Genomic DNA, 13427 nt, shown 5'->3' with positions numbered 1-13427 from the left:
AGCAATTGAACAATCCCAAGATACGGTCAATTGTTGGGTGCCTCTACGCTGAGCAGTGAACGCACCAACGCGGCCTGACTACGCACGCCAGTCTTGTCAAAAATACGCTGAAGTTGAGTACGTAGCGTATTAGTGCTGACTGCCAGGCGTTCGGCGGCGGATGCCAGATCATGTCCATCGACGATGAGACGGGCGAGCCTGGTCTGCGCCGGCGACAAACCATAGACTTCCCGCGCCTGATCAATCCGGCGCGCGATCGTCTCCGCATCATCGAACGACACTAGCGCCTTGCCATCTTCAAGATGGATCCAGCAGTGCATCGGCACCCCCGCGGCATCCTCGCCAAGGATCACCGGCCAAGCCTGTTTCGGCGATAAGGTTAGTCGTGTCTGCCCCTGCAACTCGCGAAAAGCCAAGCTGACAGCTTCACGGAGCGCGGAGGCATGTTCGCTCCGCTTAGCGCGGAGTCGACCAGCAGCGACGGCGAGTCCCTGATGGCCGGATATCCGCTCCTGCGCGAGCCCATTCGTCCACAGAATGCGCATATCCGCGTTGATCTCGATCAGCGGGAAGTTCGCCTGCTGGACGGCACTTTCCATCATCACCACGCAGCTGATCTTCCAGACCCCATCGACCCTGTGCAGAATTTTTAGCTCGCGTTTAAGATCATCGCCGCCGTCGATCCCGATTTGGTCATAAGTGACCCATGCCATACTCTCAGCAACGATGACGTTGATCTTGTCCCACCGAACGTGCTCCGAAAAAGCCCGCTTCTGCGGGAAACGCTCTACGATCGTCTTAAGTCGCGCAGCAATCACGTCCCAGCCTTCATCGACCCGTACGCCAAGAGAGGCGTAATATTCCATTCTCCGGGTCTGCGGTGACTGTACCCAGTGGTTCGCCAATGTTTCGAAGTCCCGCTGCAACCATGCCTCGGTCTCGCTGCGGAGCACTGCCAAGATTGCGTTTTTGTTAGCCTCGTCTTCGTCCATCCATGATCTCCGCAAAATGCCAGACAGTTGCATAGCACGGTCGGAATCATATTCCACGGGACTGCTCAGATCAGGGTGATGCCAAGCATCATGATCATGCCGGTTGCCATAGCGATCGACCCAAGCAGCCCTGCTCTGAAGCGCAGGCCCGTGTGGTTTGAGTAATAGCGATCCTCGGCCCACGCATTCATCCGCACTGGTCGAGGCTCGGTTCGAATGTGTGTGATGGCGAGACTGTAGATGTCCACGATATCCCTCCTGTCCCGGTGCTTTCATCCACGTAGCTTCGCATGGAGAGGCACCCCGACTTGTCATGCGAACGCACGACAGCGGACAGGTTTGCAAAGGGAATGGAATGACCGATGATGACCGTCAGCGATCACATCGGATACATTTCAGCGTTCGCGAAAATCCCGGATTTTGCTCGATATGTTACCCCGACTTTTGCAGCGCTGCAAAATTAGGATTTTGGCTAGGCTAGGAGTAGCGTCTGCTGCACGAACTCATCAAAGAGAGTGGCCACGGCAAGGTCGTCCGAGGTGTCCACAGCCCTCATGTCATGATTCCTGGCAGCCACATACATTTCCGAATTGTCGCGCAAGGATCGGTCTATAAATTTGTCGGTTATGATGCGCCTAGTCTCATCAGATTGGTTATATTTCGCCTCCGATCGCATCCTTTCTCGAAGGAAATCGTTGTCGGCATAGAGGAAAACCCCCAACAGCTCGCCGGAAATGAGGGGAGCTATATACTCAGGCCGAAGTGCAGACCCTTCAAACACGAAGGGCTTTTGAACACGGCGCTCGGAGTCGATTCGTCGCCGTATGCTCGGCCACATGTTTTCGTGGTGTACCTTGAGAAACCAATAGATCGTCTCATGCGAAAGGCGAGAATAATATTCGGCAACAGGAGGACGCACGTCCGGCCAAGGCCGGCCGGGATGACGTGCGATGCTATCCGTCGAGATCACGTTACATCCAAGCTGTTGAGCTAGGCGCGCCGCGAATGTCGTCTTACCAACGTTGGAACTGCCGGAAATCAAGACGCCCATAACGGTCTTTCTTCAATATTCGCAAAAATCCCAATTAAAGCGATCGTTTTACGACTGACATTTGCGGCATTGCAAAAGAGACTTTTGCGGCGACAGCAATCGCTGCTGTGGACGCGCACGGTATCTACGGCGTTCGCGCTCCTTAGACAAATCCGACCTCTGCTGGATCCGGGACTGTCTGCTTCAAAATCTCAGCGACGCTTAGTCTGCTCCTTGGTGAGACGCCGCCGGGCTGCATCAGCTTCTTATCGATTGCTTCGCGCAGCCGTACCGCGGTCGGTGTTAGTCTTGACTCTATCTTCTCGGCGGCTTCGTCTTCCGGGCTGGCCGGTCCTTGAGTGGAGCCAAAATCCGGAATGTTTCCACCCTTCCTGTTCGGCGCCAACGGTAACGCCTTGGCGACGACATCTGGGATGTTGGTATCAGCCGCCTCGGCGGGAGCTGGTCCACGATCCTCCCCTGATGACATCGAAATACGCCCATAGTTCTCGGCAACCGCCGGGACTTGCAACAGGGAAACAAGTTCCGGCTCGGGGACGGTAGGCTGGTTCTCAGCAGCGTATTGTACTGCGGTCTTGAACTCAGCTACCTCATGAAATCGGAGCTTTTGTCCGAATATAGCTCGCTGCCCTTCCACGAGCAGGAGCATTCGGTCCTCCCGCATCTGACGAACCTCCTGTGGCATCATCAGGTCGCGTTCGCGAATCTGTTCAACTTTCGTCCGCCGCGGCAGCCCCATCATTTCCAAAGTTCGAGACTCCGACTTATAGCGGATGGTCTTCTTGCCAAGCGCACGAGAGGCGTACTCGGCCGTGGCCTGGTCATTGGCGCCGAGAATGAGTTGCAGACCGCAGTTGCCGAGCAGGGACTGACGAGATGTCTCTCCGTAGATTTCATCCAGACTTTTGAGATCCTGGATGATGAAGGCCATCTTGATGTTGTAACCAGCGACATAGGGGAGCTTGTTCATGATCTCATCCATCCTCTTCAATTGCCGAAACTCATCGAGCAGAAAATAGGCGGGCAGGGCGCCGGGATCGAATTCACGGGTCAGCAGGTCCATGCTCTGCTGAACGAACAAGGTCAGGAGCGGGCGTAGGATGGTCACATCGCTGATATTCGGCGCCAGATAAATTGAAACTGGCCGCCGGCGCATCGATGCGAGATCGATATCGGTGACATTGGTCGCTGCAATCACGCGTTCATTGCGAAACGGTTGCATCGCCTTTTGGATGTCGAGTAGCGCAGAGCGGGCCGCCCGTTCATTGAGGGAAATGTACGCGTTGAAGCTGTCTGTTGTGAACCGCGAGAGATCCGGCTCCTTCTCTTTGATGAGCTTCATCAGGGCCTGCAGGTCGACGCCTGCGTTGAAGATGCTGTTGACCTCACCGAGGTTGCGACGGTTTCTGTAGTGGCTGCTCTCCAGCACATAGCTGATTATCCCGGCAATGACCTGCTGAGCAGTTCCTTGCCAGACAGCATTATCGGAGCCGAGCGTTTCAGGAATTAGAATGCTCGCCATGTTCTGAATGTCGATCGTGCGGCTGCCGCGATCCTGCCGAACGAAATCCAGCGGGTTCCATCGATGAGTCTTTGGCGCCCCTGGCGAAAACAAGAATACCTGGTGCCCGTTCGCCTTTCGGTAGCCTGCGGTTTGCTGATAGATTTCGCCTTTGAGATCGGTGACGACCATCGACCCTGGAAACATCAAAGCGTTCGGAATGACATATCCGACGCCTTTACCGGATCGGGTCGGGCCAATGATGAGATGATGCCGATCATCGAGCCGTCGCAAGATATTGCGGCCCATTTTGCCGAAGATGTGCCCTTCCTTGCGAAACCACCGCCCCTTCCTGATCGAGCTAACATCCTGAAACGCCGCGTCTCCCAATGGGTTGGAAGGGCGGCGCAAACCGAACACGCCGGCTCCCGTGGCAACGCCAATTGCGGGAACGAGCGCTCCCGCCGCGGCGATCTGGAGTGCGCGATTGTCTGAATAGAGCCAAAATTGCTGTAGCGGCGCAAACGGGTTGGCTGTGACTGTCAATTGAAGGATGCGGCTGTCCTTGTAGACGAACTGAAGTATCAGGGCATAGCCGATGATCCAGATCGCCACAGCGATGAGCACGCAGAAAAGCAGATAAGCAGCGAGATATGTCCTGCTCATGCCGAATGCCTCGCGTAGTAGATTTCGGAGACGCCTCTGCGGCCACCCTCGCGTCTCAGCTGGATGACGATCGGGATCACCATCTGGATGTACGACATGAGATCCTGCTTGGAGTAGCCTGTCGACATTCCGCCTTGCTGCACCATCATCGCAAGTTGCTCATAGGCCCCGAGAGGGGTGTCCGCGTGAACGGTGGACATGCTCCCGGGGTGCCCGGTATTGATGGCCCGCAAAAAGGCAAATGCCTCAGATCCTCGGATCTCACCGACGAACAAGCGATCGGGTCGCATTCGAAGCGACGCCTCGAGCAGCGACTGGATCGTGACCTGCGCCGTTCCCTGATCGCCGCGTGAAGCCAGGAGGTGGACGGTGTTCTTTTGTGGCGGAAATAGCTCGCGCGTGTCCTCCAGGGTCAGGATGCGCTCGAAGGGGTCGATCGTCTTGAGGCAAGCATTGAGGAAGGTTGTTTTTCCGGTGGACGTTCCGCCGCTGATCAGGATCGAGACGCGCTGCCTGATGGCCGACCGGATGAACTCATAGATGCGCTCCCCTCTCAGATGTTCGATGAGCGCCTGCTCAACATCGGTGAGGCCTGCTACCGCCACAGAGACCTTATCCAGCGAGCCATTGTCCCGGTACTCTTCGAGGGTGAAGTCACTCGTAACCTGTTTGCGGATGGAGATGGCGCCACCGTCGGCCGCTGCCGGCGGCAGGACGATCTGGATTCGCTCCCCCGTTGGCAAGGCTGCAGAGAGGATCGGGTTTGCTCGGCTTATGAACTGATGCGTTGCGCCGGCAACGCGTTCCCCAATGTTTTCGATCTCGGCCGCTGTCAGCGACGGAATTTCATGATGCTCCATCACCTCGGCGCCGAGCCGTTCAATATAGACGTGCCCTGGTCGATTGACCGAGATTTCCACCACTGTCGGATCGGACAGAAACTCGGACAGGGGGGCAAGCGATCGTCGCAGAAAATAGTAAGGACTATGATCAGCGGCTTTGATTTTGGCGGATGCCTCGCTCATGCTTGATCTCCTTCAAGGCTTCCTCGACGGGATCCGGATACAGTGTGGAGAAGTCGAGGTCCTGGCGGACATAGACGAAGATGCGCTCACCCTGGTGAAGGCTGATCGTTGGCGGTATCTTGAGGTTCTCTGCGAGCGCCTGATTTGCCATGTCGGAAAATGTCTGCGCGATCGTTTCGCGCGCGAGCTCGGCTGCACGGTCAGAATCGGAATCGCCGTTCCCGTTGCTCGAGTAGGATCCACTGCCATAACCCGTCAGGTAGGAGGAGCCGGCGCCAACAATCGAAAGCAGGATTGCCGATCCAAAACGTTCCCGCCATTTGTTGTCGACAAGTCCTGTCAGGCCAGAGCGTCCCAGGCTGTCCGTGCCGATGCTGTTGAGCCGAACCGTCACGCCGTCGTCCCGCAGCAACCGCGTCCAGATGACGAATATACGCTTCTGTCCACGCGTGACCTCGGACTGGTATTCCCCGATGAGCCTTGTTCCGGTCGGGATCAGAATGCGCCGCCCGTCAAAGGAGTAGACATCCTGTGAAGTGATGGCCCGGATCTGCCCAGGCAGGTCGCTGTTGATGGCTGTTTCCAGTATGCCTGGGATCAACGTCCCTTCCGGGATCATCGCATCGATGCGATCAATTTGCCGGGCTTGCGCAGATCGGTCTCCGATCGCGGAAGCGGACGCGAGAAATTTGCTGTTTCGATCTTCGCCGGCGACCGTTGGTCCGCCCTCGGTACTGCCAGCACCCAAGGTGTCACGCCCGTCGGCCTTGGTCGAGTCAATCACCACCTGCTTTGAGAGGAAACGTTTCGGAAACTCCTCGACCTTTTCAGGCTGGACGACCGGTTCCCCATTGGTTTCGACGATGCCCGGCGGAGGAGGAACCTCGAACTTTGTTGTATCCGAAAGTTCCTTCTTTTCCTCTTCGACCGGGGGATCAGGCAGTTTGATAATCGGCTCAGGATCCTTTTCCGGCTGCTTTTCACCCTCGCGCAGAAACGATGGCGGCCGGAACGTCGTTGTGGTGAACTCTTCGTCGCCTCTGACGCTTTCCGGCCTGCGCTGCTCGGGCGCAAACACGACGACATAGGCCAGCGCCGCCCCGCCGAACAGCAGGGCGGCCCCTCCCAACAATTGCTTTCGGCGGGCGCGTTTGTCTCTGACGTCAACCTCGTCGCCAGCGAGCATCGCTTCGAGTTCTGGAGACCGCTGCATCAGTTTCCGCTCCTTCGGCGCGTTTTAGCCTTCTCGTCAAAGCTCGGAGCCATGATGTCGGGGTCAGGGGCCCCGAAGTCCGGCTTCCTCAAATTGAAGATGCAGGTCCATTGGTTGCCGTCACGCAAGGTGTATTGGGTCGCGGTTCCGTCAACGACGATGTATTCGCCCTCACGTCGGAAGTTCCGCAGGGTCTCAGTGAAATCGGCGTTGACTGCAAAGATTGCCGGCACGGTCGCGCCGAACTTGAAAAATGTTTTCTTGCCGTCGTCGAACACCATCGAAGGCTTCAGCTTTCCGTCGCCGGAAAATGAATAGTCGATGTTGACATTGGCTTTGTCGATGCCTGCCATGTTGGGATTGGCGGCGCGCGCCTCAGCCTCCTTGCGGAGGGAAGCGTTGAGATCCTTCTCCGGATAGACGAAGCGTATGCCGAAGACTTGTCTGCCGTCCTCAGGCGCATAGTCGTTGAGTTCGAGATAATAGATCCGCTTTGTCGTGACCACATTCATATTGGTGGTGACTTGTCTGGCTTTGGGCTTGACGAAGAGAATATTGCCCTTGTCGGTCGGCACAACATCCCAGCTTTCGGTGTCGCCGAGCGCGACGGTCTCGAACTTTTCGTCCTCGTCGAAAATGATCATCGTTGAAATGCCATAGGTCGCGAAGACGCGCACAACGTTGTTTGGCTGATACACGACACTGGTGACCCTTGGATCAAGCCGGCCTGAGGCTGGAGTCTGCGCCGCAGAAGCAGTTTCCAACGATCCGATTGCTGTCAGGGCGACAGCGAGCAGAATGCGACTAATCATCAGCGGCCGCCCTCGGTCACAGTCTCCTGATCGCGGCGATAGTCGTAGACCTGGAAACCGAGCGGGTTTTCAAAACGCCATTCGTTGGTTGCCGGAGTGTCGGTATAGCGATAGCGAACGACGGCTATCCAATGCCGCGGGATCGATTCGGTGTCAGATTGCTCGACCGTTGTGAAGCGGACGATCCCGGTACTGGAATTGGGAAAAGTGACCGAGGCAATTTCAGTCGTCACCCGCTTGTTGCGCCCGTAGATCCTTGCTGGGTTCTGGGGATTGGCAGCGCTGTAAAGATCCTGCAACTGGCGGGCCGCGTTTCCCGTCGACAGAAGGCCCGCAATGCCGAAGTTCTGTTCGATCGCAAAGGGATCATAGCCCTCTCGCGACCGGATGTAGCGGACGATATTGGCCTGCGTGATGGCTTGTTGCTCGGTCAGGTTCGTCGGCCTCGTGAGCCCGGTCTTAACCTCGACATAGCCGGTGTTCTTATCAACCTCGACGATATAAGGTTCGAAGCTCTTCAAGGGCACGAGCATGGCGAGCGTCGCAAGGCTTACGAGCGTGATCGCACCGAAGATGGTGGTGACAAACCATGCGAGCGCTCGTGATCGTTTGGCCTTCTTGACGACTTCCTGTTCCCAGATGTCGCCGCTCTGGTAATAGGTTCGCAAGCGTTCGTCATTCGTCTCTGCCATTGCCCCTCATGCCCTTTGAATTTGTGGCACCAGCTTATGCCGGCGTACTGTTCTGCGTGATTTTCGTTTGCATTGCGGCCTTGGTGCCGGAACTCTCATCGTCCCCGCCGGATCTGTACCGGTCGCGAAGGGCGCGACCTCCGCGGTATGCGGAGCGGCCAACCGCACCTGCTCCGCGAGCGGTTGCCCACGGAGCGGTGATGCCGAACCTCTTGGCCATTCCGATCCCAAATGATCCAACGCCGGATGAAACACCGCCGGCGATGCCCTGGCCAATCGACTGAACGTAAAGCATGACGAAGGCACCGGCGGCGCAGAGGAGCAGGAAGCCGGCAATATCGGCGAGCGTGAGGGTTCTGGAACCGCTGGCGGCATCAATCTTTGTCAACTCGGGATTCATCGCGGCGATCAGGAAGGATGCAACGACATAAATGAACAGGGGGATCAGCGCGTAGGTGAGAACCTGGTTGAACCAGCCGACGCCATAGCCACGAGTTCTCTCAAACAGCATGCAGGCGATGAAAATCGGCGCGGTGCCGATCAGCACCCACAGCATGACCTTGGCCAGGATCAGGATCGCCAGTGCGACGGCGATGAAAATTCCCGCGCCAACCATGATCAGCACGCCGATCATGCTGGGAAGGATCGAAAAATACCCCGATTGCTCGGCAAATGCGGACGCCGCCTGGTTGGCTGTGCGCCAGATCTGTGAAAGTCCATTGGTGGGTTCGGTGATGCCCGTGCCGGAGGCGGCCAGGATCGCTCGTCCAACATCCTCGGGGGTATCGTTGATCCATTGATAAAGCAGATTGTTGAAGTTCGCCCACGAACTGACGAGCGCGAGAATGATCATCATCCGGACAATGAGGCCGACAATCTCCGAAACGCCGATACGCGCTGTTCCAAGAAAGAGCTGCAAGCCGTAATAGGCCACATAGGCAACGAGCATAAGCTGTAGGAGGGGCAAGATCTCCTGTCCGACGACAGTGTAGGCTTGCTCGGAAAACGACGTTCCCGAATCCTCGATTCGCTGAAGCAGGTCACCCAGAAAGTCTTCCATTGTAGCCCCTATTCCAGCCCGATCGCAGCGAAGGCGGCGGCTGGGTCGTTCACGCGCCGCATTGGCCCGCAGCCTTGCCGAGGATCGGACGCATAAGATGTGAGTTCGGCCGGTCGTTTGCAGGGAGCGGTCTTTTCCTTGACCGTCCCGCAGCTGGTGAGCAGGACAGATGTAGACAGGACGCAGGAAAGCAGGAGCCCTGGCGCGCCATTAATCGCCATAGGCAAGCGCTTTCTTGCTGTTCGAGATATCGGTTAGCCGCCGCTGGTTGTCGGCCTGCAGGGACGATACCGCGCCATTCATGACGCCAATCATCTCGTTGAGGGTCAGCCCGGATTGCACCTGCAACTGGGTGTTCTGGTCGATGGAGCCCTTGATATCTTCGGCGGTGCCGATCTTCTGGCCGGCAGCCTCGAACGCATCGCGCCGCGCTTCCGTCGCTTTCTGCGATCCGTTGATCAGGGCGGAAACACCAAGCACAGTGTTGACCAGTTGCTCATAGGATTTGTCGCCAGAGAAGGTGCTGTTTTCCTTACCGGACAACGACTTCACCAACTGCAGGCCGTTGATGAAGGTTGTCGCGACCTTGGAGATGTCACCACTCATACTGCCGAAGTCGGGAACCCCACCTTTGATAAGGCTGTCGAGAGACGGCATCGAAGCGACGCTGAAACCCTGGCCGATGGCGAGGTTCTGCAGCGGTTGAGACGTGCTGCCTCTGTCACCTGTCACGGCCTTTAGGGTGTCCTCGACCGTTTTCAGAATGTTCGAATTGGTGTCGAGGATCTTGGTGGTCGTGTCCGCAGTCTCTTTGGCGATCTCGTAGTTTTTCTTGTCGATCACCGGCACATCGGCATGGGCGACGCCAAGTGGCGAAAGAGCGAGCGCAGCAGTCACTTTCAACAGTTTCATGATTGGCTCCTATTGTGGTTGCAGCAACAGCTGAACGTTGGAGGCAGCTTCGCGTTTTTTGATGCAGGCTCGTTGCTCGGGATCCCAGATGAGGTTCAGTTTTGGATCGCAGAGACCAGTGGTGTCCCTGGGCTTGTCTTCGTCCTCGTCGTTCGATGCGGATTGCGACGAACTCGAAAGGTTGGACGTCGTGACGGCATTGCGCGAATTGATGAGGTCGGCCATGGCGGTGCCGAGCTTGATGACGTTGTTCATCATTTCCAGGTTGGCGTTACGCACCGTGGAATTGTGGTCCCAACTGTCCTGGATGGTTCCTGTCTGGAGCCCGGCCAACTGCTGATACCAGCTTCCGACATTTGAGAGACTGTCCGAGGTGGCCGTGGTCGTACCCATGGCGTTTAGCGTGGAGTTTCGCATACCGGTGTAGGCAGTCTCGCCACCACCAAAGTTCAGTGGGATGCCTGATTTGTCGGATCCGCCGAAGGCCGGTAGCCAATCCTGCGTGATGCTGCGCACATAGCCTTGCGTTTCTTTGAACGGCGGAATGCCACCATATTTGTTGACGTTGCCAGCGCCGGAATTGTAGGCGGCAAGGGCCAGGGCCACGTTGCCATTATAGCGGCGCAGTTGCTGCTTGTAGTAACGCGCGCCGCCCCGCAGGTTTTCTTCGATATTGTGTTCGTTGACGCCAAGTTCGGCCGCGGTGCCTGGCATCAACTGGGCCAGCCCGGTCGCGCCCATGCCGGATTTGGCACACGGGTTGAACCGGCTCTCCTGGTAGACCAGCGCCAGGAACTCGTTTTCATTGACGCCCTCTTCACGAGCGACACGGCGTACGAGGCCGGAAATTTCAGCGTTTTGCTCCGCGGCGCCGACCGGATCGTTGCGACGGGAGGGCCGGTACATGGAGCAGGTGACCGAGGTGTTGATGGTGTGACGGTCCTTGTCGGTCGTTTCGATTTTGCGTGTCGTCTCGTCGCGCGCTGTGTCTTCCTGCAGAATTGTATCATCGACAACGGGGACGTCGGCCCAGGCTGGACCAGGAACCGCGAACACCGCGACAGCGAACAAGGGAAGGGCGAAACGCTTCATGGCCACGCCTCCCAACCGCAAAATTTGGGAAGCCAAGCAAGAGGGTCATCACCCAGCTCATCTCTTAGCCGTCCGCATTCCTCAATGCTCTCCTTGCGGCCGGACAAGACCTTGACCATGTCCGGCATCGCGCTGAGGTCAAGTCTGGCAATGACGCTGTCATTGCCGTGCTTGATCAGGAAAGTCCGCTTTTCCGGAGGTGTCGTTCGGATGAAGTTGAATTCCTTCACCGTTAGCCCAAAGCGCCTGATGTAACTTTCCTCGTCCGCACGCGGATTGGGGAAATGGATGTTGGTCGACGATTGCTCGATCAAAGTGTGCGATGCCGGCGCGCGGGCAATGTCGGCAGCCGACTGCGTGCCAAAGCCGACGATGCCGTTCAGCTTGCGGATCGTCTTCATCTTGTCGACGATGAAGTCGCTGAACGTCGTATCCCGCAAAAGGCGCCAGCCTTCGTCCATGAAGATCATCACCGGTCTGCCGTCGAGAAGCTCGTCCAGTCGATGAAAAATATACATGAGCGCGGGCGTCCTCAGCTCCTCATTGTCGAGGATGCTGGTCATGTCGAACCCGAATATCTGTTGCTCAGAGAAGGTGAGAACGTCGTGCTGCGCGTTGAAAAGCCAAGCCTTTTCGCCATCGATCCACGGTCTGAGCCTGGCGTTCAGGTCATTTGGTCCGGCGCGGGCGCGGCCGATTAAAAGACCGGAGAGGTTGGCAAGGTTTCGTTGGGCTGCCGGCTCCTGCATCAGCCGCAGCAATGCCCTTTCAAGAATGTCTTCCTCTTCCTGATCGAAATCCCTGCCATCGCCGTGTTGGAGCATCGCCTTGAGCAAGCGAAGCAGGAACTCGCGGTTGGGTCCGTTGTTTTCCAGTTGCAGGGGATTGAACCCGGACGATGTGCCAGGTGTCAGCACCTCGTAGGCACCGTTCATGGCCCGAACGAAGATCTCGCCGCCCCGGTCCTTGTCAAAAAAAACGGCTTTGGGGGCGGGTCGTACGCGAAAGGCCTGGGCAAGCAGGAAGGTTAAGACGACGGTCTTGCCCGAGCCCGTCGGACCCGTCACCAGGAAATGACCTATATCCCTGCGGTGGAAATTGAACCAGTATGGCGTCTGACTGGTCGTCTCCAGAATGGTGATCGGTGTGTTCCAATGCGTGCCGTCCGTCTGTCCACTGGCAAAGTTATGCATCGAAGACAGACCGGCGTAATTAGCGCTGGAGAGCAGCGCCTTCCGGGCGATGTAGCTGTGATTGCCCGGTAGCTGGGCCCAAAAGCCCGCTTCAAGATTGAGATCCTCTCGCAGCCAGTTGATGTTCATGTCCGTCAGGCAGGCGCCGAGGTCGGAAACAGACTTGTTGATCCCATCGAGGTCGCGCGACAAGCATAACAGGGTCATGTGATGGAGGCCGAAAACCGCCTCCTGGTTCATAAGGCTGTTCAGGGCAAAGTCGATATCGTTTTCAACATCACTGCCGGCCTCATCCGAAGCTGCGATCTGGCGTTTCAAACGGGAGATGCGCTCTTGGGCGATCGGTTTGTCGGTGATGGTGAAGGACTGAGTCAGAATGAATTCGTGATTGACCTGCAGCAGTCCATCCAACATGCCGGGGCCGGTGAAGGGAGGGTATTCCTTGATCGACAGCATCGCCCCGAACCGATCATCCTCCTTCACCGGTCCCTGCGCCTGCATGGTCCGCCGAGAGAAATGCAGGCGCGAGCTCCCGACATAGTTGGAAATGCTCATCCGGGGCAAGCGCATGCGGCGGGGAATGCCGCAGCTCAGGATCGTCTGGAAGAACTCGCACGGCTCAGAATAGGGTTCGTCATTGCGATGCACGATACCGAGCGGCCGGGCAGCGTATTTCTGAAGATCCTTGCTGATGTTTCCGACAAGTTCTTCGAGCTCACTGACCTCTTCGCGCAGCTGGTCGTCCACCGCGTCGCGAGAACCTGCCTTGTCGAAAAGGCGTCGCGCTTTGTCCCCGATAGCCAGTGCACCGCGCATTCCGGACCGGATAACTGTCAAATAAAGTTCGTTGGTGAACATGCGCTTTTCGCTCAATTGCGCCATGTAACGACGATTGAGTAGGTCACAGAATGGGTCAGCGAAATCGCCTTCGAGATCGCTCTCGACCTGACGCCGGATCACGGTAGACCAAAGAGAAAAGCGGCTCGAACCGAGCGCCCTGATCATCGTGTTTTGCACAACGGATCGCATATTAAGTTCGGCCTGACCCTCGGTCTGAAAAAACAGCCCGTTGAGGCGAATGACCGAAAGCAATGCGTCACTCTCCAGCTTGACGACTGTGTCGGCGACATGCCTCAGGTAGGGGATATGCTTCGCCATCGGCCTTTCGCGGTTGAGCTTGCTTCCAAACCCCAGTTCTTCTCGAATGAGCTTCAGCAT

At 57.1% G+C, this 13427-nt stretch carries 13 protein-coding genes; all 13 read right to left on the bottom strand.

Translation table 11 applies throughout. The features are described 5' to 3' along the window. Positions 1 to 26: 26 nt before the first annotated feature. The gene (locus C5L13_RS20820) at positions 27 to 992 is read right to left on the bottom strand and encodes a helix-turn-helix transcriptional regulator (protein WP_245571406.1); all 966 of its coding nucleotides are present in this window, start codon (positions 990 to 992) and stop codon (positions 27 to 29) included. Between the two features lie 65 nt (positions 993 to 1057). After that, entirely contained in the window at positions 1058 to 1240 is a 183-nt protein-coding gene (locus C5L13_RS20815; RefSeq protein ID WP_105385176.1) for a hypothetical protein, read from the bottom strand. Between the two features lie 224 nt (positions 1241 to 1464). Next, a complete protein-coding gene (locus C5L13_RS20810; protein ID WP_105385175.1) occupies positions 1465 to 2043 on the bottom strand; it encodes an AAA family ATPase in 579 nt (192 codons plus the stop codon). Between the two features lie 142 nt (positions 2044 to 2185). Further along, positions 2186 to 4210 (bottom strand): type IV secretory system conjugative DNA transfer family protein, encoded by a 2025-nt coding sequence (locus C5L13_RS20805; RefSeq protein ID WP_105385174.1) that lies wholly within the window; start codon positions 4208 to 4210, stop codon positions 2186 to 2188. After that, complete coding sequence (gene virB11, locus C5L13_RS20800; RefSeq protein ID WP_105385173.1) at positions 4207 to 5235, bottom strand: P-type DNA transfer ATPase VirB11; 1029 nt, start codon at positions 5233 to 5235, stop codon at positions 4207 to 4209. The genes C5L13_RS20805 and virB11 overlap by 4 nt, the downstream gene beginning before the upstream one ends. Next, a complete protein-coding gene (gene virB10 / locus C5L13_RS20795; protein ID WP_105385172.1) occupies positions 5201 to 6448 on the bottom strand; it encodes a type IV secretion system protein VirB10 in 1248 nt (415 codons plus the stop codon). Before virB10 ends, virB11 begins: the two co-directional genes overlap by 35 nt. Continuing rightward, complete coding sequence (locus tag C5L13_RS20790; protein ID WP_105385171.1) at positions 6448 to 7260, bottom strand: TrbG/VirB9 family P-type conjugative transfer protein; 813 nt, start codon at positions 7258 to 7260, stop codon at positions 6448 to 6450. The genes virB10 and C5L13_RS20790 overlap by 1 nt, the downstream gene beginning before the upstream one ends. Continuing rightward, complete coding sequence (locus C5L13_RS20785; protein ID WP_105385170.1) at positions 7260 to 7952, bottom strand: virB8 family protein; 693 nt, start codon at positions 7950 to 7952, stop codon at positions 7260 to 7262. The genes C5L13_RS20790 and C5L13_RS20785 overlap by 1 nt, the downstream gene beginning before the upstream one ends. 34 nt (positions 7953 to 7986) lie before the next feature. Continuing rightward, on the bottom strand, positions 7987 to 9012 hold the full coding sequence (locus C5L13_RS20780) for a type IV secretion system protein (protein WP_105385169.1): 1026 nt from the start codon (positions 9010 to 9012) through the stop codon (positions 7987 to 7989). Positions 9013 to 9020: 8 nt separating this feature from the next. Continuing rightward, on the bottom strand, positions 9021 to 9233 hold the full coding sequence (locus C5L13_RS29350; protein ID WP_105385168.1) for a hypothetical protein: 213 nt from the start codon (positions 9231 to 9233) through the stop codon (positions 9021 to 9023). Then, positions 9223 to 9924: a type IV secretion system protein gene (locus tag C5L13_RS20770; protein ID WP_105385167.1), complete on the bottom strand. Its 702-nt coding sequence runs from the start codon at positions 9922 to 9924 to the stop codon at positions 9223 to 9225. Before C5L13_RS20770 ends, C5L13_RS29350 begins: the two co-directional genes overlap by 11 nt. A gap of 9 nt (positions 9925 to 9933) precedes the next feature. Beyond that, positions 9934 to 11016, bottom strand: coding sequence for a lytic transglycosylase domain-containing protein (locus C5L13_RS20765; protein ID WP_105385166.1), 1083 nt, complete (start codon positions 11014 to 11016; stop codon positions 9934 to 9936). Beyond that, a complete protein-coding gene (locus C5L13_RS20760; protein WP_105385272.1) occupies positions 11013 to 13427 on the bottom strand; it encodes a VirB4 family type IV secretion system protein in 2415 nt (804 codons plus the stop codon). Before C5L13_RS20760 ends, C5L13_RS20765 begins: the two co-directional genes overlap by 4 nt.

The sequence above is a fragment of the Neorhizobium alkalisoli genome, from assembly GCF_002968635.1.
Classification (GTDB): Bacteria; Pseudomonadota; Alphaproteobacteria; order Rhizobiales; family Rhizobiaceae; genus Neorhizobium; species Neorhizobium alkalisoli.
This window is presented reverse-complemented; position numbering and strand designations above follow the sequence as displayed.

Excerpts from the sequence above, each read along its gene's own strand:
- C5L13_RS20820 (WP_245571406.1), bottom strand. The coding sequence starts at position 992 with ATGGACGAAGACGAGGCTAACAAAAACGCAATCTTGGCAGTGCTCCGC.
- C5L13_RS20810 (WP_105385175.1), bottom strand. The coding sequence starts at position 2,043 with ATGGGCGTCTTGATTTCCGGCAGTTCCAACGTTGGTAAGACGACATTC.
- C5L13_RS20805 (WP_105385174.1), bottom strand. The coding sequence starts at position 4,210 with ATGAGCAGGACATATCTCGCTGCTTATCTGCTTTTCTGCGTGCTCATC.
- virB11 (WP_105385173.1), bottom strand. The coding sequence starts at position 5,235 with ATGAGCGAGGCATCCGCCAAAATCAAAGCCGCTGATCATAGTCCTTAC.
- virB10 (WP_105385172.1), bottom strand. The coding sequence starts at position 6,448 with ATGCAGCGGTCTCCAGAACTCGAAGCGATGCTCGCTGGCGACGAGGTT.
- C5L13_RS20790 (WP_105385171.1), bottom strand. The coding sequence starts at position 7,260 with ATGATTAGTCGCATTCTGCTCGCTGTCGCCCTGACAGCAATCGGATCG.
- C5L13_RS20785 (WP_105385170.1), bottom strand. The coding sequence starts at position 7,952 with ATGGCAGAGACGAATGACGAACGCTTGCGAACCTATTACCAGAGCGGC.
- C5L13_RS20780 (WP_105385169.1), bottom strand. The coding sequence starts at position 9,012 with ATGGAAGACTTTCTGGGTGACCTGCTTCAGCGAATCGAGGATTCGGGA.
- C5L13_RS29350 (WP_105385168.1), bottom strand. The coding sequence starts at position 9,233 with ATGGCGATTAATGGCGCGCCAGGGCTCCTGCTTTCCTGCGTCCTGTCT.
- C5L13_RS20770 (WP_105385167.1), bottom strand. The coding sequence starts at position 9,924 with ATGAAACTGTTGAAAGTGACTGCTGCGCTCGCTCTTTCGCCACTTGGC.
- C5L13_RS20765 (WP_105385166.1), bottom strand. The coding sequence starts at position 11,016 with ATGAAGCGTTTCGCCCTTCCCTTGTTCGCTGTCGCGGTGTTCGCGGTT.
- C5L13_RS20760 (WP_105385272.1), bottom strand. The coding sequence starts at position 13,427 with ATGCTGAAGCTCATTCGAGAAGAACTGGGGTTTGGAAGCAAGCTCAAC.